General features: G+C 56.1%; 19 protein-coding genes. 5 read left to right on the top strand and 14 right to left on the bottom strand.

What is annotated here, in order from left to right; translation table 11 throughout:
- Positions 1 to 22: 22 nt before the first annotated feature.
- Together PUP35_RS19200 and PUP35_RS19205 are read right to left on the bottom strand one after the other, a co-directional pair.
- Complete coding sequence (locus PUP35_RS19200; protein WP_143345580.1) at positions 23 to 1,060, bottom strand: permease; 1,038 nt, start codon at positions 1,058 to 1,060, stop codon at positions 23 to 25.
- A gap of 39 nt (positions 1,061 to 1,099) precedes the next feature.
- Positions 1,100 to 1,744: an NAD(P)H-binding protein gene (locus PUP35_RS19205; protein ID WP_111964952.1), complete on the bottom strand. Its 645-nt coding sequence runs from the start codon at positions 1,742 to 1,744 to the stop codon at positions 1,100 to 1,102.
- A 128-nt stretch (positions 1,745 to 1,872) separates the two neighbouring features.
- Here PUP35_RS19205 and PUP35_RS19210 point away from each other — a divergent pair, with 128 nt between their 5' ends.
- Positions 1,873 to 2,391, top strand: a complete 519-nt coding sequence (locus tag PUP35_RS19210; protein ID WP_115876340.1) for a type 1 glutamine amidotransferase domain-containing protein — start codon at positions 1,873 to 1,875, stop codon at positions 2,389 to 2,391.
- Here the strand turns inward: PUP35_RS19210 and PUP35_RS19215 are convergent.
- On the bottom strand, positions 2,371 to 2,805 hold the full coding sequence (locus PUP35_RS19215; RefSeq protein WP_274240958.1) for a YhbP family protein: 435 nt from the start codon (positions 2,803 to 2,805) through the stop codon (positions 2,371 to 2,373). The genes PUP35_RS19210 and PUP35_RS19215 overlap by 21 nt on opposite strands.
- Before the next feature lie 14 nt (positions 2,806 to 2,819).
- Between PUP35_RS19215 and PUP35_RS19220 the strand changes: the two genes are divergently transcribed.
- Positions 2,820 to 3,149, top strand: a complete 330-nt coding sequence (locus tag PUP35_RS19220) for a GIY-YIG nuclease family protein (protein ID WP_115876341.1) — start codon at positions 2,820 to 2,822, stop codon at positions 3,147 to 3,149.
- Here the strand turns inward: PUP35_RS19220 and PUP35_RS19225 are convergent.
- Complete coding sequence (locus PUP35_RS19225) at positions 3,136 to 3,639, bottom strand: GNAT family N-acetyltransferase (protein ID WP_115876342.1); 504 nt, start codon at positions 3,637 to 3,639, stop codon at positions 3,136 to 3,138. The genes PUP35_RS19220 and PUP35_RS19225 overlap by 14 nt on opposite strands.
- Positions 3,633 to 4,157: a ubiquinone anaerobic biosynthesis accessory factor UbiT gene (gene ubiT / locus PUP35_RS19230; RefSeq protein ID WP_024906374.1), complete on the bottom strand. Its 525-nt coding sequence runs from the start codon at positions 4,155 to 4,157 to the stop codon at positions 3,633 to 3,635. Before ubiT ends, PUP35_RS19225 begins: the two co-directional genes overlap by 7 nt.
- A 211-nt stretch (positions 4,158 to 4,368) precedes the next feature.
- On the opposite strand from ubiT, the gene ubiU reads away from it, so the two are divergent.
- The 3 genes from ubiU (at position 4,369) to PUP35_RS19245 (ending at position 7,336) form a co-directional block, all read left to right on the top strand.
- Positions 4,369 to 5,364, top strand: coding sequence for a ubiquinone anaerobic biosynthesis protein UbiU (gene ubiU / locus PUP35_RS19235; RefSeq protein WP_021242249.1), 996 nt, complete (start codon positions 4,369 to 4,371; stop codon positions 5,362 to 5,364).
- A 7-nt stretch (positions 5,365 to 5,371) separates the two neighbouring features.
- Positions 5,372 to 6,250, top strand: coding sequence for a U32 family peptidase (locus PUP35_RS19240; protein WP_115876343.1), 879 nt, complete (start codon positions 5,372 to 5,374; stop codon positions 6,248 to 6,250).
- Positions 6,251 to 6,328: 78 nt separating this feature from the next.
- Positions 6,329 to 7,336, top strand: a complete 1,008-nt coding sequence (locus PUP35_RS19245) for a luciferase-like monooxygenase (protein WP_248174971.1) — start codon at positions 6,329 to 6,331, stop codon at positions 7,334 to 7,336.
- 84 nt (positions 7,337 to 7,420) lie between these two features.
- Here the strand turns inward: PUP35_RS19245 and mtr are convergent, their stop codons facing one another.
- The 9 genes from mtr to infB all read right to left on the bottom strand — a co-directional run bounded on the left by mtr (position 7,421) and on the right by infB (position 18,813).
- On the bottom strand, positions 7,421 to 8,665 hold the full coding sequence (gene mtr, locus PUP35_RS19250; RefSeq protein WP_115876390.1) for a tryptophan permease: 1,245 nt from the start codon (positions 8,663 to 8,665) through the stop codon (positions 7,421 to 7,423).
- A gap of 142 nt (positions 8,666 to 8,807) precedes the next feature.
- The gene (locus PUP35_RS19255; protein ID WP_111964959.1) at positions 8,808 to 10,703 is read right to left on the bottom strand and encodes a DEAD/DEAH family ATP-dependent RNA helicase; all 1,896 of its coding nucleotides are present in this window, start codon (positions 10,701 to 10,703) and stop codon (positions 8,808 to 8,810) included.
- On the bottom strand, positions 10,696 to 10,776 hold the full coding sequence (gene yrbN, locus PUP35_RS22065; RefSeq protein ID WP_100122156.1) for a protein YrbN: 81 nt from the start codon (positions 10,774 to 10,776) through the stop codon (positions 10,696 to 10,698). Before yrbN ends, PUP35_RS19255 begins: the two co-directional genes overlap by 8 nt.
- Before the next feature lie 107 nt (positions 10,777 to 10,883).
- Positions 10,884 to 11,768, bottom strand: a complete 885-nt coding sequence (gene nlpI / locus PUP35_RS19260; protein ID WP_023309331.1) for a lipoprotein NlpI — start codon at positions 11,766 to 11,768, stop codon at positions 10,884 to 10,886.
- 108 nt (positions 11,769 to 11,876) lie between these two features.
- The gene (pnp, locus tag PUP35_RS19265; RefSeq protein WP_111964960.1) at positions 11,877 to 14,015 is read right to left on the bottom strand and encodes a polyribonucleotide nucleotidyltransferase; all 2,139 of its coding nucleotides are present in this window, start codon (positions 14,013 to 14,015) and stop codon (positions 11,877 to 11,879) included.
- Positions 14,016 to 14,257: 242 nt separating this feature from the next.
- Positions 14,258 to 14,527, bottom strand: a complete 270-nt coding sequence (rpsO, locus tag PUP35_RS19270) for a 30S ribosomal protein S15 (RefSeq protein WP_003861789.1) — start codon at positions 14,525 to 14,527, stop codon at positions 14,258 to 14,260.
- A gap of 154 nt (positions 14,528 to 14,681) precedes the next feature.
- On the bottom strand, positions 14,682 to 15,632 hold the full coding sequence (gene truB / locus PUP35_RS19275) for a tRNA pseudouridine(55) synthase TruB (protein WP_115876345.1): 951 nt from the start codon (positions 15,630 to 15,632) through the stop codon (positions 14,682 to 14,684).
- On the bottom strand, positions 15,632 to 16,036 hold the full coding sequence (gene rbfA / locus PUP35_RS19280) for a 30S ribosome-binding factor RbfA (RefSeq protein ID WP_003024988.1): 405 nt from the start codon (positions 16,034 to 16,036) through the stop codon (positions 15,632 to 15,634). Before rbfA ends, truB begins: the two co-directional genes overlap by 1 nt.
- A gap of 89 nt (positions 16,037 to 16,125) precedes the next feature.
- Complete coding sequence (infB, locus tag PUP35_RS19285) at positions 16,126 to 18,813, bottom strand: translation initiation factor IF-2 (protein WP_115876346.1); 2,688 nt, start codon at positions 18,811 to 18,813, stop codon at positions 16,126 to 16,128.
- Between the last annotated feature and the right edge of the window lie 15 nt (positions 18,814 to 18,828).

Here is an 18,828-nt window from a genome sequence, read left to right on the forward strand (position 1 = left end):
GCTCGCGCCACCGGGCTTTTTTTCACATCAACGCAATACTCCCCACTATCACCCCGCTCAACGCCACTAGCCCTGCGGTCAGCCACAGCGCTTTCGCCGGGAATGACTTACGCAGCATAATCAGCGACGGCAGGCTGATGGCAGGCAGCGTGATGAGCAATGCCAGCGCCGGCGCGGTGCCCATACCGGCCAGCATCATGGTCTGAACAATGGGAATTTCTGCGGCTGTAGGGATCACAAACAGGCAGCCTGCAACGGCCATCGCAATGACCCACAACAGCGTGTTATCGATAGCGCCATCCGCATGCGGGAAGAGCCAGACGCGCGCCGCCCCGAGAACCAGTACCGCCAGGATATAGACCGGGATGGTGCTCCAGAAAAGCTGCCATAGCGCCTTGCCCCAGCGTGCGAAGAAACCGCCCTGCGGCTCGCTAACGTCCAGCTCAACAGACGCGGACTCTGGCGCCTTATCCTTCACCAGATTCTGCACCAGCGTCGCCACCACCAGCACGGTCAGCAGTCCGGCCACCAGACGAATGAACGCAAAATGCCAGCCCAGTACAAAGCCCATAAACATCAGCGTTGCCGGGTTGAGCAGCGGGTTGCCCATCCAGAACGCCAGCGCGCCGCCCATCGACACGCGCTGGCGACGCATTCCAGCAGCCACAGGCGCGGCGCAACAGGAGCACATCATCCCCGGCAGGGAGAAGATCGTTCCCAGCAGCGTACCCTGAAAGCGCGGCTGTCCAAGGGTTTTCACCAGCCAGTTGCGCGGGATCAGCACCTGAATCAGTGAGCCCAGGATCACGCCTAAGACCGCGGCCTTCCAGACGGCAAGAAAGTAGACCATGGCATAGTCCCACGCCGCCTGAAGCGGGCTGGCATCAGCCTGAGCGAGAATAGATTTACCGATGCTGTGCGTTTCGGCGGCGGTGAAGGCTTTACCGTAGTACGGCTGCCATTTCACGTACCAGAGGCCAACAATGACCACGAGAAAGAAGAGTGCGGGCTTCCACCATTGAACAGGTGTTGCCGCCTGAGATGAAGACTGACCAGTCATAGCATTCCCCGGAGAGTATGAGTAATTAGCCGGGGGAGTTTACGCCTCGCCCTGCGCGATTTCACGCAGTTTTGCCGAAGGGATAATGTTTACGCCCGCTTTCGACGGGGCCAGTCCCTCTTTTAACAGCGCACGCGCGACGTCCCGCGCCTCGATGGCTTTCCAGTTGCCGGGAAGGATGCGAAACAGCGGGGCCATGATCGACTCGTTAAAGCGGCGCTCGTCCCGGTGGCCGATCAGCATTGAGGGGCGCACAATCGTCAGTTGCTCCCATTTCTGCGCAATCAGCGCATCCTCCATCTTGCCCTTCACCTTGTTGTAGAAGAAAGGCGATCCGGCACTGGCGCCCAGCGCGCTGACCACCAGAAAATGTCTGGCCCCCAGCTTTTTCGCCGTGAGCGCGGTGTCCACCACCAGCGTGTAGTCGGCGTGGATAAATGCCTCTTTGCTCCCCGCCTCCCGCCGCGTGGTGCCCAGACAGCAAAAGGCGATATCAATCGGGTCCTGCACCTGCGCCAGCGCATCCGTCAGCTGAGGATCGTGCGGGTTAAAGACGCCGGAGATGTCCGCCAGCGGTCGACGCGTCGGGGCGGCGATGTAGTTCACGCGGCGATCCTGAATCAGCAGCCGCAGCAGGTGATCGCCCACTAGCCCGGTAGCACCCGTAATCAATACCTGACTCATCTTATCCCCTTTACAGAATTGTCCGTTTGCGAACTCAGCGTCGTCGACCACACTTAGAAGTCTGTTACAGGTAAGTATTTACCACAAGCGGAGAAAAATCAGTCTGAAGCCAAAACAACGGAGGAAGCATGGGCAAGAAAATCGCAGTCTTGATTACCGACGAGTTTGAAGATTCAGAATTCACCTCTCCTGCAGAGGCGTTCCGCAAGGCGGGACATGAGGTCATCACCATTGAAAAAGAGGCGGGCAAAACGGTGACAGGCCATAAGGGCGAGGCCAGCGTGACCATCGACGAGACCATCGATAACGTTAGCCCCTCAGATTTCGACGCCCTGCTGTTACCCGGCGGCCATTCACCGGATTCCCTGCGCGGGGACGAGCGTTTCGTGACCTTTACCCGGGACTTTGTTTCTACCGGCAAACCGGTCTTTGCCATCTGCCACGGCCCGCAGTTGCTCATCAGCGCAGAAGTGGTCCGCGGGCGTAAGCTCACGGCGGTGAAACCGATCGTTATCGATCTCAAAAACGCGGGTGCTGAGTTTTACGATCAGGAGGTGGTCAACGACAAAGACCAGCTGATCACCAGCCGGACTCCGGACGATCTCCCGGCGTTTAATCGCGAAGCGCTACGCCTGCTCGGCGCGTAGCCAGTGCAGCTTCTTGCCAAAGCCCAGGGTGTTGTCGGTAAATTTCAGCTCATCGAGGCGGATTTCCCACACCGGGGCTTTTAGCGCAGCGGCAACCGGAAAGCGGCGCGTGTAGTGCTTACGACGCGCGTTGCTCTCTTCTCCGTCCAGACGACGGATCTCCCCTTTAAACTGCACGCCGCGGATCAGCGCGACCGTTTTCGGCTGGCCGTTCACCGTGCCCGCGACCTTAGCCTGCTGGCCGGTCATCTGCGCATGACGCGTTTTGTCTTCACTCATGACATAAAACGCGACGCGCTCCGGATCGTAGTAGTAAAACGCGTTTGCGCACCACATCTCACCCTCGCTGTAGACGCACCAGGTGACGACGTGCTGCTTCGCCAGCCAGCGGTTGATGGCTGCCAGTGTTTCCATTTTCGTTCTCTCTCATGCTATGGTGCGTTCACCTTAACATACTGAATCTGTTTACCGTGTGCTGGTTTCTCTATCTTGTCCGAACCGCTGATAACGCACTCTACACCGGGATCACCACCGATGTGGCGCGGCGTTTTTTACAACATCAAACGGGGAAAGGGGCAAAAGCGCTGCGGGGGAAAGGGGAATTACAGCTCGCCTTTTCGGCGCCCGTCGGTGACCGATCGCTGGCGCTCAGGCTGGAATACCGCATCAAGCAGCTGACGAAGCGCCAGAAAGAGCGCCTCGTGACCGGAGACGGCTCCTTTGAGGCGCTACGCGAGAGCCTGATTAAAAGCGGTTGAAATGGTCGTGGTACTCGACCAGGCCATTGACGCCGTTAAGCGCGTCGTCCGCCAGACGGTGTACCTGGAAAGCGGATTCCGTACCCGGCCAGCGGCAGCGCAGATCGTAACGCGCGGCCTGCTCGAAGCCTAAACGGCCATAGAACGCCGGATCGCCCAGCGTTACCACGGCCGCATAGCCGAACTCATTGAGCGAATCCAGCCCTTCATAGACCATCTGACGCGCCAGCCCTTGCCCGCGATAGTTTTCATCCACCGCCAGCGGCGCCATGCCTACCCACTGCAGCTCTTCGCCCTGAACGGTTACCGGACTGAAGGCAACATAGCCCACCACCTGACCTTCATCATCGGTGGCAACCAGCCCCAGCGTAATCAGGCCGTCTTCGCGAAGATCGTGGACCAGTTGGGCTTCGGCATCGCTCGTAAAGGCTCGGCGCAACAACGCATCGATCCCCGGCGCATCAATCCCAATTTCGACTCGAATCAGCATGGCTCACCTACTGAAGTGTGTTTACCGTCCGGCGGGGTTTTCAGCCCGGCCTCAACGAAATCTGCCATTTGCATTAGCATCACGCGCAGCGCTTTCGGCATCTGCTCCAGCTCAATGGCATCCATTAAATTCTTCACGTACAGGCCCAGCTCCGTGTCGCCTTCAATCACCAGACGGCGCTGGAAGAAGAGCGTGTCCGGATCCTGCTTGCGCGCGGCGATCATCAGCAGATCGCTGGCGTTGGCGCTAAAGCTCACGTCCGCCTCGGCGGTTTCGCGGACGATGAGCTGGTCATTCTCAACGGAGGTAAACCAGCGCAGCCCGATGTCACGCACCTCAATGCTTAACCAGCGGCCTTCCAGGAACTCCAGCTCGCCATCCTGCAGCGCCTGGCGGAACTGCCAGCTCAGGACCTGCTCCAGCACCTGGCGTTTAAGCGCGAACGGCGCCAGCTTGACCGGCACGCTCAGCATTGACGGACCAAATTGTACGAGACGTGAACGCAGTTTATCCAGCACGAGCTTTACTCCCTGATATCTATAGTCCTGCTATTTTGCCATATCCGAAGCGCAACATAGCGGCGTAAATCAACAAACCATCGTCCGTCGTACCTCATTATTGGTGCCATCAATACGCCATTAGCTGCCTTAAATCAAAAATTGTCGCGTATGGGTTAATTAAAATCCCAGCTCGTTAACATTTTTGCGATCGACAACATCAGGATAAATTATGGAGCTGCTCTGCCCAGCCGGAAATCTTCCGGCGCTTAAGGCGGCCATCGAAAATGGGGCCGATGCGGTCTATATCGGGCTGAAAGATGACACCAACGCCCGCCATTTTGCCGGCCTCAACTTTACGGAGAAAAAGCTTCAGGAAGCCGTTAACTTCGTTCACCAGCACCGCCGCAAGCTGCATATCGCCATCAATACCTTTGCTCATCCTGACGGCTACGCCCGCTGGCAGCGCGCGGTGGATATGGCGGCACAGCTGGGTGCCGATGCGCTGATTCTGGCCGACCTCGCCATGCTTGAGTATGCGGCAGAACGCTATCCCCATATTGAGCGCCACGTCTCTGTTCAGGCATCTGCCACCAACGAGGAGGCCGTACGATTTTATCACCGAAACTTTGACGTAGCCCGCGTGGTGCTGCCGCGCGTGCTCTCTATTCATCAGGTTAAGCAACTCGCGCGCGTCACGCCAGTGCCGCTGGAAGTTTTTGCCTTTGGCAGCCTGTGCATTATGGCCGAAGGCCGTTGCTATCTTTCCTCGTATTTGACCGGCGAGTCGCCGAATACCGTCGGGGCCTGCTCCCCTGCCCGCTTCGTTCGCTGGCAACAAACGCCGCAGGGGCTGGAATCTCGTCTGAATGAGGTGCTGATTGACCGCTATCAGGATGGTGAAAACGCCGGTTATCCGACGCTGTGTAAAGGCCGCTATCTGGTCGACGGCGAGCGCTACCACGCGCTCGAAGAGCCTACCAGCCTTAATACGCTCGAGCTGCTGCCTGAACTGCTGGCGGCCAATATTGCCTCGGTGAAAATCGAAGGTCGTCAGCGCAGCCCGGCCTACGTGAGCCAGGTGGCGAAAGTGTGGCGTCAGGCCATCGACCGCTGCATGGCGGACCCGCAGAACTACGCCCCGCAGCAGGCCTGGATGGAAACGCTCGGATCGATGTCCGAAGGCACGCAAACCACGCTGGGCGCGTATCACCGTAAATGGCAGTGAGAAAATCATGAAATATTCATTAGGGCCGGTGCTTTACTACTGGCCAAAAGAGACGCTGGAAGATTTTTACCAACAGGCTGCCTCCAGCAGCGCCGATGTGATTTACCTCGGCGAAGCGGTGTGTAGCAAACGCCGCGCCACCAAAGTGGGCGACTGGCTTGATATGGCGAAAAACCTGGCCGGCAGCGGCAAACAGGTCGTGCTCTCCACGCTCGCGCTGGTGCAGGCCTCTTCTGAACTGGGCGAGCTGAAACGCTACGTAGAGAACGGCGAGTTCCTGCTGGAGGCGAGCGATCTCGGCGTGGTGAACATGTGCGCCGAACGCAGGCTGCCGTTTGTCGCGGGCCATGCCCTGAACTGTTATAACGCCGTGACCCTGCGCCTGCTGCTCAAACAGGGGATGACGCGCTGGTGTATGCCTGTTGAGCTCTCCCGCGACTGGCTGGCAAACCTGCTGACCCAGTGCGAAGAGTTGGGCATTCGTAACAAGTTTGAAGTGGAAGTGCTGAGCTACGGGCATCTGCCGCTGGCCTATTCCGCCCGCTGCTTTACCGCACGCTCGGAAGACCGTCCAAAAGACGAGTGCGAAACCTGCTGTATTAAGTACCCAAACGGACGCAGCATGCTGTCCCAGGAGAATCAGCAGGTGTTTGTTCTCAACGGCATTCAGACCATGAGCGGCTATGTCTATAACCTCGGCAACGAGCTGGCGTCTATGGACGGGCTGGTGGATATGGTGCGCCTGTCACCGCTCGATAACGGCGTGTTTTCGATGCTGGATGCCTTCCGCGCCAACGAAAACGGTGCTGCTCCGCTGCCGCTTACGGCAAACAGCGACTGTAACGGCTACTGGCGACGGCTCGCAGGACTGGAACTTCAGGCCTAAAAAAGGCTCACTTTGTTAACAACGGTTATCATTTTTTAATGCAGTATTAAAGATTCACCGTCGACAAAGTGAGCTGTTATGACTGACAAAACCATTCCGTTTTCGGTGCTGGATCTGGCGCCGATCCCACAAGGCTCCTCGGCAAGAGAAGCCTTTTCGCACTCTCTGGATCTGGCTCAGCTGGCCGAAAAGCGTGGCTATCACCGCTACTGGCTGGCCGAACACCACAACATGGTGGGCATCGCCAGCGCCGCCACCTCGGTACTGATTGGTTATCTGGCGGCAAACACTACCACACTGCACCTGGGATCCGGCGGCGTGATGCTGCCAAACCACGCTCCTCTGGTGATCGCCGAGCAGTTTGGCACCCTGAATACCCTCTATCCGGGCCGTATCGATTTAGGGCTTGGCCGTGCGCCGGGCAGCGACCAGCCGACTATGCGTGCCCTGCGTCGCCATATGAGCGGCGATATCGACAACTTCCCGCGCGACGTGGCCGAACTGGTGGACTGGTTCGACGCGCGCGATCCGAACCCGCACGTGCGTCCGGTACCGGGCTACGGCGAGAAGATCCCGGTGTGGCTGCTGGGCTCGAGCCTCTACAGCGCGCAGCTTGCCGCCCAACTGGGGCTACCGTTTGCATTTGCCTCGCACTTCGCGCCGGATATGCTGCATCAGGCGCTGCATCTCTACCGCACGAACTTCAAACCGTCCGAGCGTCTGGAGAAGCCGTACGCGATGGTGTGTATCAACATCGTTGCCGCCGACAGCAATCGCGACGCGGAATTCCTGTTTACCTCCATGCAGCAGGCGTTTGTGAAGCTGCGTCGCGGTGAAACGGGCCAGCTTCCGCCACCGGTGGAGAATATGCATCAGCTGTGGTCAGCCTCCGAACAGTATGGCGTGCAGCAGGCGCTGAGCATGTCGCTGGTAGGCGATAAAGCGAAAGTGCGTCACGGGCTGGAGGCTGTGCTGCGCGAAACGCAGGCGGATGAAATTATGGTTAACGGCCAGATTTTCGATCACCAGGCGCGTTTGCACTCGTTTGAGCTGGCGATGCAGGTGAAAGAGGAGCTGGTGGGGTAGGTTTTTGCCGGATGGCGGCTTCGCCTTATCCGGCCTACGCGATCCCTGTAGGCCCGGTAAGCGTAGCGCCACCGGGCTTTGCGTTTACTGATAGACAGGCAGCAGGTTAAAAGTCGACAGCACGTGGACCAGTGCGTTACCTACCCCAAACACCAGGATCAGTGCAATCATCGGCTTGCCGCCCCAGACGCGAAATTTCGGGCTGCCGAAGCGTTTACGTGATTTACGTGCCAGCAGCGCGGGCACAATTGCCGCCCAGATGGTTGCCGCCAGCCCTGCATAGCCGATGGCGTACAGGAAACCGTTCGGCCACAGCAGGCCGCCCACAATCGGCGGCAGGAAGGTCAGCAGCGCGGTTTTGAAGCGCCCCATCGCAGAATCATCAAAGCCAAACAGATCCGCCAGGTAGTCAAACAGGCCCAGCGTCACGCCGAGGAAAGAGCTCGCCACCGCAAAGTTAGAGAAAATAACCAGCAGCAGATCCAGGCTGCGGCTGTTCAGCACGCCGCTCAGCGCCTGCACCAGCACGTCAATGTTACCGCCCTTCTGGGCAATGCCGATAAATTCCGGACGCGGGATGTTGCCCATCGTCCCCAGCAGCCAAATCACATACAGCCCCAGCGCCAGCAGCGTGCCGTAGACCAGACACTTCACAATGGTGCGCGGATCTTTGCCGTAGTACTTCATCAGGCTCGGCACGTTACCGTGGTAGCCGAACGACGCCAGACAGAACGGCAGGGTCATCAGCAGGTAAGGCGTGTAGGAGGTGTTCACTTCGGCGACGTTAAACAGCGTGGCGGGCGTCACGTGCCCCAACAGACTGCCGAAGGTCAGGAAGAAGGTGATGACCTTCGCGCCCAGTACGATTGCCGTCATACGACTCACCGCTTTGGTACTCATCCAGACGATAAACGCCACAGCCAGCGCGAAACATAGCCCCGCCAGACGCGCCGGAACGTTCAGCGACATCTCCGAGAAGGTGTGATGCAGAATCGAGCCGCTCGCTGAAATATACGCGTAGGTGAGGATATACAGCACAAACGCGATGGAGAGCCCGTTCACCAGATTCCAGCCTTTGCCCAGCAGATCTTTGGTGATGGTGTCGAAACTGGAGCCAATCCTGTAGTTCAGGTTCGCCTCGAGGATCATCAGCCCGGAATGGAGCATACAGAACCAGGTAAAGACCAGCGCGGCCAGCGACCAGAAGAACCACGCACCGGACATGACCACGGGCAGGGAGAACATCCCGGCACCTATAATGGTTCCGCCGATGATCACCACGCCGCCAAGCAGCGAAGGTGACGTTTGGGTGGTGGTTAGTGTCGCCATACAGCCTTTTCTCCAGTCAATCATACGGTTCTGCATTTTAATGTGACGCACTGTACCAGTACAAGAGTACAAAAGGAATAAAAAAAGCCCCGATCGCATGAATCGGGGCTGTATATTTTACTTTACGTCAGAAGCGTAAGGCTTACGCGTCACCGAAACGACGACGGCTGGTGCCTTCTTCACGACGCGGGCCACGGCTTTCGCGGCGCTCGCCGGAGAAACGACGGCCTTCACCACCGCGACCTTCGCTGCGACCGCCTTCACGACGCTCACCGCCGAAACCGCGACCACCGCCACGACGTTCGCCGCCACGGTCAGGACGTGGCTGCGCATCACCCAGCAGCTGCATGTTCATCGGCTTGTTCAGGATGCGGGTACGCGTAAAGTGCTGCAGCACTTCGCCCGGCATGCCTTTTGGCAGCTCGATAGTAGAGTGGGATGCGAACAGCTTAATGTTACCAATGTAACGGCTGCTGATGTCGCCTTCGTTAGCGATCGCGCCAACGATGTGACGAACTTCAACGCCATCATCACGGCCCACTTCAATGCGGTACAGTTCCATGTCACCTGCGTCGCGACGTTCACGACGTGGACGGTCTTCACCACCACGCTCTGGACGGTCACCACGTGGGCCACGATCGTTACGGTCGCCACGACGTTCGAAGCGATCGTCACGGTCACGGAATTCACGCTTAGGACGCATCGGTGCATCTGGTGGCACGATCAGGCTACGTTCGCCCTGAGCCATTTTCAGCAGTGCTGCGGCCAGGGTTTCCATGTCCAGCTCTTCGCCTTCAGCAACAGGCTGAATCTGCGACAGCAGCGCACGGTACTGATCCAGATCGCTGCTTTCCAGCTGCTGCTGTACTTTAGCGGCGAATTTTTCCAGACGGCGTTTGCCCAGCAGCTCTGCGTTTGGCAGGTCCGCTTCTGGAATGGTCAGCTTCATGGTGCGTTCGATGTTACGCAGCAGACGACGCTCGCGGTTCTCAACGAACAACAGCGCACGGCCAGCACGACCCGCACGACCGGTACGGCCGATACGGTGAACGTAAGACTCGGAATCCATCGGGATGTCATAGTTAACAACCAGGCTGATACGCTCAACGTCCAGACCACGTGCTGCCACGTCGGTTGCAATCAGGATATCCAGACGACCGTCTTTCAGACGCTCCAGAGTCTGCTCACGCAGAGCCTGGTTCATGTCGCCGTTCAGCGCTGCGCTGTTATAGCCGCTACGCTCCAGGGCTTCAGCCACTTCCAGGGTCGCGTTTTTGGTGCGAACGAAAATAATCGCCGCATCAAAATCTTCCGCTTCCAGGAAACGTACCAGCGCTTCGTTTTTACGCATGCCGTACACAGACCAGTAGCTCTGGCTGATGTCCGGGCGAGTGGTTACGCTGGACTGAATACGCACTTCCTGCGGATCTTTCATGAAGCGTTTGGTGATACGACGAATCGCTTCTGGCATGGTGGCAGAGAACAGCGCGGTCTGATGACCGTCCGGGATCTGCGCCATGATGGTTTCGACGTCTTCGATGAAGCCCATACGCAGCATTTCATCTGCTTCATCCAGCACCAGGCCGCTCAGTTTAGAGAGGTCCAGAGTACCGCGCTTCAGGTGATCCAGCAGACGGCCCGGCGTACCGACAACAATCTGTGGACCCTGGCGCAGGGCGCGTAACTGCACGTCATAACGCTGGCCGCCGTACAGGGCTACCACGTTTACGCCGCGCATATGTTTAGAGAATTCCGTCATTGCTTCTGCAACCTGAACAGCCAGTTCACGGGTTGGAGCCAGGACGAGGATCTGCGGTGCACGCAGGTCCGGATCAATGTTGTTCAGCAGCGGCAGCGAGAATGCTGCAGTTTTACCGCTACCAGTCTGGGCCATGCCCAGCACGTCACGACCAGAAAGCAGGTGTGGGATACACTCAGCCTGGATCGGAGATGGTTTTTCGTAACCCAGATCGTTAAGGGCTTCAAGGATAGGAGCCTTCAGGCCCAGATCTGCAAAAGTGGTTTCGAATTCAGCCATGTAGTACGAGTGCCTCAATGTCAATGGCGGCCAGTCTACTTAGCTCATCGTGAAAATGATTAGCAATTTTCATTGAAAAGTGTGAACCGGCTCAAAGTAGGTGTATTGACGAACAACAACGCCCTCACCAGTTAAGGTGATGGCAATCAAAAGATTACGGGCTGATGTTTATGTCGTCAGCTATTGCTGGTCCGATTCTGCCAGGTCGTCATGCTCCTGGCCCAAGAGCGATAATTCCAACAATGCATAACGGTGCTCAACGAAGTTGTGTACGTTGTTAGCAACCGCTAATTTGAACAGTGCCGTAGCGCTGTCCATATCCCCCAGACTTAGGTAGTACTTACCTAAATAGAAGTTGGTTTCACTGAGATGCTCAGCGAGCGAGGTGTTATCCGTTGCGTCCGCCTTGAGGCGTTCCATCAGCGTTGCTTCGCTAATGTTGCCCAGGTAGAACTCGACAATGTTCCATCCCCACTGTTCCTTGTCCGATTTATCGAAGCGCTGTTTCAGTGCCTCTTTTGCCTGCTTCTCATCGAGCTTCCGCTCAACGATGTAAAGCCACAGGCTACGGAAAGGATCATTAGGATCGTCTTGATAAAACGCCAGCAGATCATCTTGCGCTAACTTATCACGACCGCCGTAATACAATGCGATACCGCGATTCAAGTGCGCGTAGTTGTAAGTTGGATCAAGCTCAAGTACAGAATCAAACGCTTCATAGGCAGCATCAAAATTGCCTGCCTGCGTTAAATAAATGCCTAAGTAATTGAATACTTCAGGCATATCAGGTCGGATAGCCAGCGCTTGTGAAAAATCATTTCGCGCCAGTGCCCTCAGACCGAGACTATCATACAACACTCCGCGCTCATATAAAAGCTGTGCGCGTTCTTCATCGGTTAAAGCCCGACTGGCAAGTATTTGTTCCATGCGTGCCAGAATCACTTCTTGCTGCAAAGTCGGTTGCAATGGCACTGCGAGGACTTCGCTCTTACGCCAGGCAGAGTTGCTGCATCCTGCCAGCGTTAAAGCTGTCGCAACGAAACACCAGCGCAAAAAAGGCTTCATTTCCCACTCCCGAAGACAACTATTGGATGAACGTCCTGTCCCCCGGCGGCTTAACAAGGCGTCCTGCCTGATAATAGGCCCTCCGCAAAGCGGAGGGCAAATGGCAACTTACTCGCCTTGCTGTTCTGCTGCCTGTGCTTCTGGCGCAGCAGCTGGCTGAGACTGCTCGGTTGCTTCTTTAATGCTCAGACGGATACGGCCCTGGCGATCAACTTCCAGAACTTTAACCGGTACTTCCTGACCCATCTGCAGGTAATCGGTCACTTTCTCAACGCGCTTGTCAGCGATCTGAGAAATGTGAACCAGACCTTCTTTACCGCCACCGATGGCAACGAACGCGCCAAAGTCAACGATACGGGTCACTTTACCTGCGTAGACGCGGCCCACTTCGATCTCTGCAGTGATTTCTTCGATGCGACGGATCGCGAATTTCGCTTTCTCGCCGTCGGTTGCTGCGATCTTCACAGTACCGTCATCTTCGATTTCGATGGTGGTGCCAGTCTCTTCGGTCAGCGCACGGATTACGGAGCCGCCCTTACCGATAACATCTTTGATCTTGTCTGGGTTGATCTTGATGGTGTGGATACGTGGAGCGAACTGAGAAATGTCGCCACGCGGCGCGTTAATCGCCTGTTCCATCACGCCCAGGATGTGCAGACGCGCACCTTTAGCCTGGTTCAGAGCAACCTGCATAATCTCTTTGGTGATACCTTCAATTTTGATATCCATCTGCAGCGCAGAGATACCGTCGCGGGAACCCGCCACTTTGAAGTCCATATCACCCAGGTGGTCTTCGTCACCCAGAATGTCAGACAGAACAACGAAGTTGTCGCCTTCTTTCACCAGGCCCATTGCGATACCCGCAACGGCGGCTTTGATTGGCACGCCTGCATCCATCAGCGCCAGAGAAGCACCACATACGGAAGCCATGGAAGAGGAACCGTTGGATTCGGTGATTTCAGACACCACACGTACGGTGTACGGGAATTTGTCTGCTTCTGGCATTACTGCCAGCACGCCGCGCTTCGCCAGACGACCGTGACCAATTTCACGACGCTTCGGCGAGCCAACCATACCGGTTTCGCCTACGGAGTACGGAGGGAAGTTGTAGTGGAACAGGAAGCTGTCAGTGCGCTCGCCCATCAGTTCGTCGATGATCTGTGCGTCACGTGCCGTACCCAGGGTCGCGGTAACCAGCGCCTGCGTTTCGCCACGGGTGAACAGCGCGGAACCGTGAGTACGTGGCAGAACGCCAGTACGCACGTCCAGGCCGCGGATCATGTCTTTTTCACGGCCATCGATACGCGGCTCGCCTGCCAGAACGCGGCTACGAACAACGTTTTTCTCGATTGCGTGCAGGATTTCGCCAATTTCGTTAGCGTCCAGCGTTTCGTCTTCGGCAACCAGGGTCGCGGTTACTTCAGATTTGATCACGTCAACCTGAGCGTAACGCTCCTGCTTGTCAGTGATGCGGTACGCATCGCTCAGACGAGATTCTGCCAGAGCTGCAACGCGTGCGTTCAGCGCGTCGTTTGCCGCTTCTGGCTGCCAGTCCCAACGTGGTTTACCGGCTTCTTTCACCAGATCGTTGATGTTCTGGATAACGATCTGCTGCTGGTCATGGCCGAAGACCACAGCACCCAGCATCTGGTCTTCGCTCAGCAGTTCAGCTTCGGATTCAACCATCAGCACCGCCGCTTCAGTACCCGCAACAACCAGGTCCAGCTTACTTTCTTTCAGCTCTTCCTGAGTTGGGTTCAACACGTACTGGTCGTTGATGTAGCCAACGCGCGCGGCACCGATTGGGCCATTGAATGGAATACCAGACAGTGACAGGGCAGCGGATGCGCCAATCATGGCAACGATGTCCGGGTTAACCTGTGGGTTAACGGAAACAACGGTCGCGATAACCTGTACTTCGTTAACGAAGCCTTCCGGGAACAGCGGACGAACCGGGCGGTCAATCAGACGCGCGATCAGGGTTTCGCCTTCACTTGGACGGCCTTCACGACGGAAGAAGCCACCCGGTATTTTACCGGCAGCGTAGGTACGCTCCTGGTAGTTAACGGTCAGCGGGAAGAAGTCCTGACCTGGTTTAGCTTTTTTCTGGCCAACAACGGTAACGAATACCGCGGTGTCATCCATGCTTACCATAACGGCAGCAGTAGCCTGACGAGCCATCATGCCGGTTTCCAGCGTGACGGTATGTTGACCATACTGGAATTTACGAACGATCGGATTCAGCAAAGTTCTGTCCTTTCTTAAATGTTTGAAAGCACACCACCGGTGTGCTGTCGTTTTAACCCGACCTTCTTCGCATCCTCGCGACTAATGACAACCAACACCCCCATGGGTGAAGCCTCTCATTAGCCGCGCGAACCTCTGCAATGAAGATCATTTATAGCAACAATACAATAGTTTCCAGTGAATTGCTGCCGTCTGGTTGAAAAAAGGGGCCATCAGGCCCCCTTTTCTGAAACTCGCAAGAATTAGCGACGCAGACCCAGACGCTCGATCAGCGCGGTGTAGCGTGCAACATCTTTACGTTTCAGGTAGTCGAGCAGTTTACGACGCTGAGAAACCATACGCAGCAGACCACGACGGCTGTGGTGATCTTTTTTGTGCTCTGCAAAGTGACCCTGCAGGTGGTTAATCTGTGCAGTCAGCAGTGCAACCTGAACTTCGGTAGAACCGCTGTCGTTAGTACCACGACCAAACTCAGAAACGATTTTAGCTTTAGCTTCAACGCTTAGAGACATTTTCAAACTCCAAAGTATAAAGAATGTAAGGATGCCGATCTCTAATTCAGCGATCCCATGTACGCCCCGCAGATTGTTAAACAATTTACCAGGCGTTAAGCGGCGATATTCTACTCGTCTCCCCTGCTTATCGCAAGGTGAGCCGTTATCACCGTCACGCGTCGACCGGATATTCGACGACCAGACGACGCGGCGCAACGCGCCCTTCGCCATCCATTTCGCCCATACCGATGAATTTCCCTTCGTCACCTTCGGTCACACGTACCAGGCCTTCCAGCGGTGCTTCCGCCGTACGAACCGGGTTGCCGTTCTTAAAGTAAACGGACGATGTTAAAGGAAGATTAACGACCGGGAAGTCCGCTGCCGGACTGTCCATCGGCATTAGCAGTGGATCCAGCAAATCTGCCGGCGCGATCCCCTGCGCTTCCGCCTGTTCTAACAGCTCGCGCAGATGTTCCAGGGTCACCATCCGCTCCACCGGATACTTGCTCACCGCCAGACGACGCAGGTAAATCACATGCGCGCCGCAGCCCAGCTTTTCACCGAGGTCGTCAATGATGGTGCGAATATAGGTCCCTTTCGAACAGTGTACTTCCAGCTCCAGCTCATCACCTTCGTGGCGAATAAACAGCAGCTCATACACGGTAATCGGACGGGCTTCACGCGGGACTTCAATGCCCTGGCGCGCATATTCGTAGAGTTTTTTTCCCTGATACTTCAGCGCCGAATACATCGACGGCACCTGCATCGTGTCACCACGGAAACTCTCCAGCGCAGCATCAAGCTGTTCCGCGCTGAACGTCACCGGGCGCTCTTCCACCACCTGACCATCCGCGTCGGAGGTATCCGTGCGCTGGCCCAGCTTAGCGATAACGCGGTAACGCTTATCGGAGTCGAGCAGGTACTGGGAAAACTTTGTTGCCTCTCCCAGGCAGACCGGCAGCATGCCGGTTGCCAGCGGATCGAGCGCGCCGGTGTGGCCCGCACGGTTGGCGTTATAAATACGCTTAACTTTTTGCAGCACGTCGTTGCTGGAAGCGCCCTGGGGTTTATCCAGCAGCAGCACACCATGCACGTCGCGACCACGACGACGAGGACGACTCATCAGTCCTCCTTGCTGTCGTCCGCCGGGTTAACACGACGCTCATCGTCATGTTTAACCACGCTGGTCACCAGGTTGGACATACGCATACCTTCAACCAGCGAGTTGTCGTAGAAGAAGGTCAGTTCAGGCACGATACGCAGGCGCATCGCCTTGCCGAGCAGAGAGCGGATGAAACCAGACGCTTCCTGCAGCGCTTTAATGCCGTTTTTCACTGCCGCTTCGTCCTGATCGTTCAGGAAAGTAACGAACACTTTTGCATAGGCCAAATCGCGGGACATTTCGACACCGGAAACGGTGGTCATCATGCCGACGCGCGGGTCTTTGATTTCACGTTGCAGAATGAGCGCGATCTCTTTCTGCATTTCCTGCGCTACGCGCTGAGGGCGACCAAATTCTTTCGCCATAATAAATTCTCCAGACAAAAAAGGGGCTAAAGCCCCTTTTTGAAATTATTGCCGGGTGGCGCGAGGCGATCCCGGCTTACAATCGAAAATTAAGCGATGGTACGCTGAATTTCGATGATCTCGAACACTTCGATCATATCGCCAACGCGAACGTCGTTGTAGTTCTTCACGCCGATACCACATTCCATGCCGTTACGGACTTCGTTAACGTCATCTTTGAAGCGGCGCAGGGATTCCAGCTCGCCTTCGTAGATAACCACGTTGTCACGCAGTACGCGGATTGGGTTGTGACGCTTGATGTTACCTTCGGTAACCATACAGCCCGCGATTGCACCGAATTTCGGTGATTTGAACACGTCACGTACTTCAGCCAGACCGATGATCTGCTGTTTCAGCTCAGGAGACAGCATGCCGCTCATCGCTGCTTTCACTTCGTCGATAAGGTTATAGATGACGGAGTAGTAACGCAGATCCAAGCTTTCGGCTTCAATCACTTTACGCGCAGACGCATCCGCACGAACGTTGAAACCAACCAGGATAGCGTTGGACGCAGCAGCCAGGGTCGCGTCGGTTTCGGTGATACCACCTACGCCAGAACCGATGATCTTCACTTTCACTTCGTCGGTAGACAGTTTCAGCAAGGAGTCGGAGATCGCTTCCACAGAACCCTGAACGTCGGCTTTCAGAACGATGTTCACTTCGTGAACTTCGCCATCGGTCATGTTGGCAAACATGTTCTCGAGTTTAGATTTCTGCTGACGAGCCAGTTTAACTTCACGGAATTTACCCTGACGATAAAGTGCCACTTCACGCGCTTTCTTCTCGTCACGCACCACGGTCACTTCGTCACCAGCAGCCGGAACACCGGACAGACCCAGGATTTCAACTGGAATGGACGGACCTGCTTCCAGCACTTCCTGACCCAGTTCGTTACGCATTGCACGAACGCGACCGTATTCGAAACCGCACAGAACGATATCGCCTTTATGCAGCGTACCTTCGCGAACCAGAACGGTAGCAACCGGGCCACGTCCTTTATCCAGGAAGGATTCGATAACCGCACCGCTCGCCATACCGTTACGGATGGCTTTCAGCTCTAGAACTTCGGCCTGCAGCAGGATCGCGTCCAGCAGTTCGTCGATACCGGTACCCGCTTTCGCAGACACGTGTACGAACTGGCTTTCGCCGCCCCACTCTTCCGGCAGAATACCGTACTGGGAAAGTTCGTTTTTAACACGATCGGGATCCGCTTCTGGCTTATCGATCTTGTTCACTGCAACCACAACCGGCACACCCGCTGCTTTCGCGTGCTGGATAGCTTCGATGGTCTGCGGCATGACGCCGTCGTCTGCAGCAACAACCAGAACAACGATATCCGTCGCCTGAGCACCACGAGCACGCATTGAGGTAAACGCGGCGTGACCCGGGGTATCCAGGAAGGTGATCATACCGTTGTCAGTTTCTACGTGGTATGCACCGATGTGCTGGGTAATACCACCCGCTTCGCCAGAGGCAACCTTGGTAGAGCGAATGTAGTCAAGCAGAGAGGTTTTACCGTGGTCAACGTGACCCATGATGGTCACTACCGGTGCGCGCGGTTCTGCCGCAGCACCTGTGTCACGGTCGCTCATTACCGCTTCTTCCAGCTCGTTTTCACGACGCAGGATAACTTTGTGACCCATTTCTTCCGCAACCAGCTGTGCAGTTTCCTGATCGATCACCTGGTTGATGGTTGCCATAGCGCCCAGCTTCATCATCGCTTTGATGACCTGAGAGCCTTTAACCGCCATCTTGTTCGCCAGTTCGCCAACGGTAATGGTTTCGCCGATCACAACGTCACGGTTAACGGCCTGAGCTGGCTTCTGGAAGCCCTGCTGCAGAGCGGAACCTTTACGCTTGCCGCCTTTACCACCGCGAACAGCCGCGCGTGCTTCTTCACGGTCAGCTTTAGATTCAGCGTGCTTGTTGCCTTTTTTCGCCGGACGCGCTGCTTTTGCATTACGACCACGGCCACGACCGCCTTCAACTTCACGATCGTTATCATCTTCAGCCTGACGCGCGTGCTGAGAAGTGGTCACGTGATAGTCGCTGGTGTCTTCAGACTGCTCAACGGTATCAACACCGTTCTTCTCATTTTCTTCAGCCATACGACGCGCTTCTTCGGCGACGCGGCGAGCTTCTTCTTCCAGCTTACGGCGGGCTTCTTCTTCCGCTTTACGCTTCAGCTCGGCAGCTTCATTTTCACGGCGGGCTTTTTCAGCCTGGGCGGTTTTGGTCATTTCGTCTGTCTGTTGATTGCTCACTTTGTCTTTTTCCGCAGCGTCACGCTTCACTTTATCACTTGCGTCGCGTTTCGCTTTTTCTGCGGCCTCACGTTCAGCTTTTAATTCTGCTTCACGTTTGGCGGCTGCTTCCGCCTCACGCTGAGCTTGTTCTTCCGCTTCACGCTGTGCCTGCTCTTCCGCGGCAAGGCGTTCTGCCTCTTGCGGATCACGTTTTACAAAGGTGCGCGTCTTGCGGACTTCAATTTGTACCGATTTGCTTTTACCACCGGTACCAGGGATGTTTAACGTGCTACGCGTTTTGCGCTGCAGCGTTAACTTGTCAGGCGTAGAACCGTGTTCACGGTTCAGGTGCGTTAACAAGGTTTGTTTTTCTTGCGCGGTCACCGAGTCATCAGCGGACTTCGGGATCCCTGCATCAGCAAATTGCTGTACCAGGCGGTCCACGGAGGTCTGAATCTCAGCAGCCAGCGATTTTACAGTTACATCAGTCATGCTGTTCCTTCCTGC

The sequence above is a fragment of the Enterobacter sp. S-33 genome (assembly GCF_028735835.1).
GTDB classification, from domain to species: domain Bacteria; phylum Pseudomonadota; class Gammaproteobacteria; order Enterobacterales; family Enterobacteriaceae; genus Enterobacter; species Enterobacter vonholyi.

Coding starts and splice junctions, on each gene's coding strand:
- PUP35_RS19200 (WP_143345580.1), bottom strand. CDS start 1,060: ATGACTGGTCAGTCTTCATCTCAGGCGGCAACACCTGTTCAATGGTGG.
- PUP35_RS19205 (WP_111964952.1), bottom strand. CDS start 1,744: ATGAGTCAGGTATTGATTACGGGTGCTACCGGGCTAGTGGGCGATCAC.
- PUP35_RS19210 (WP_115876340.1), top strand. CDS start 1,873: ATGGGCAAGAAAATCGCAGTCTTGATTACCGACGAGTTTGAAGATTCA.
- PUP35_RS19215 (WP_274240958.1), bottom strand. CDS start 2,805: ATGGAAACACTGGCAGCCATCAACCGCTGGCTGGCGAAGCAGCACGTC.
- PUP35_RS19220 (WP_115876341.1), top strand. CDS start 2,820: ATGCTATGGTGCGTTCACCTTAACATACTGAATCTGTTTACCGTGTGC.
- PUP35_RS19225 (WP_115876342.1), bottom strand. CDS start 3,639: ATGCTGATTCGAGTCGAAATTGGGATTGATGCGCCGGGGATCGATGCG.
- ubiU (WP_021242249.1), top strand. CDS start 4,369: ATGGAGCTGCTCTGCCCAGCCGGAAATCTTCCGGCGCTTAAGGCGGCC.
- PUP35_RS19240 (WP_115876343.1), top strand. CDS start 5,372: ATGAAATATTCATTAGGGCCGGTGCTTTACTACTGGCCAAAAGAGACG.
- PUP35_RS19245 (WP_248174971.1), top strand. CDS start 6,329: ATGACTGACAAAACCATTCCGTTTTCGGTGCTGGATCTGGCGCCGATC.
- mtr (WP_115876390.1), bottom strand. CDS start 8,665: ATGGCGACACTAACCACCACCCAAACGTCACCTTCGCTGCTTGGCGGC.
- PUP35_RS19255 (WP_111964959.1), bottom strand. CDS start 10,703: ATGGCTGAATTCGAAACCACTTTTGCAGATCTGGGCCTGAAGGCTCCT.
- yrbN (WP_100122156.1), bottom strand. CDS start 10,776: ATGAAAATTGCTAATCATTTTCACGATGAGCTAAGTAGACTGGCCGCC.
- nlpI (WP_023309331.1), bottom strand. CDS start 11,768: ATGAAGCCTTTTTTGCGCTGGTGTTTCGTTGCGACAGCTTTAACGCTG.
- rpsO (WP_003861789.1), bottom strand. CDS start 14,527: ATGTCTCTAAGCGTTGAAGCTAAAGCTAAAATCGTTTCTGAGTTTGGT.
- truB (WP_115876345.1), bottom strand. CDS start 15,632: ATGAGTCGTCCTCGTCGTCGTGGTCGCGACGTGCATGGTGTGCTGCTG.
- rbfA (WP_003024988.1), bottom strand. CDS start 16,036: ATGGCGAAAGAATTTGGTCGCCCTCAGCGCGTAGCGCAGGAAATGCAG.
- infB (WP_115876346.1), bottom strand. CDS start 18,813: ATGACTGATGTAACTGTAAAATCGCTGGCTGCTGAGATTCAGACCTCC.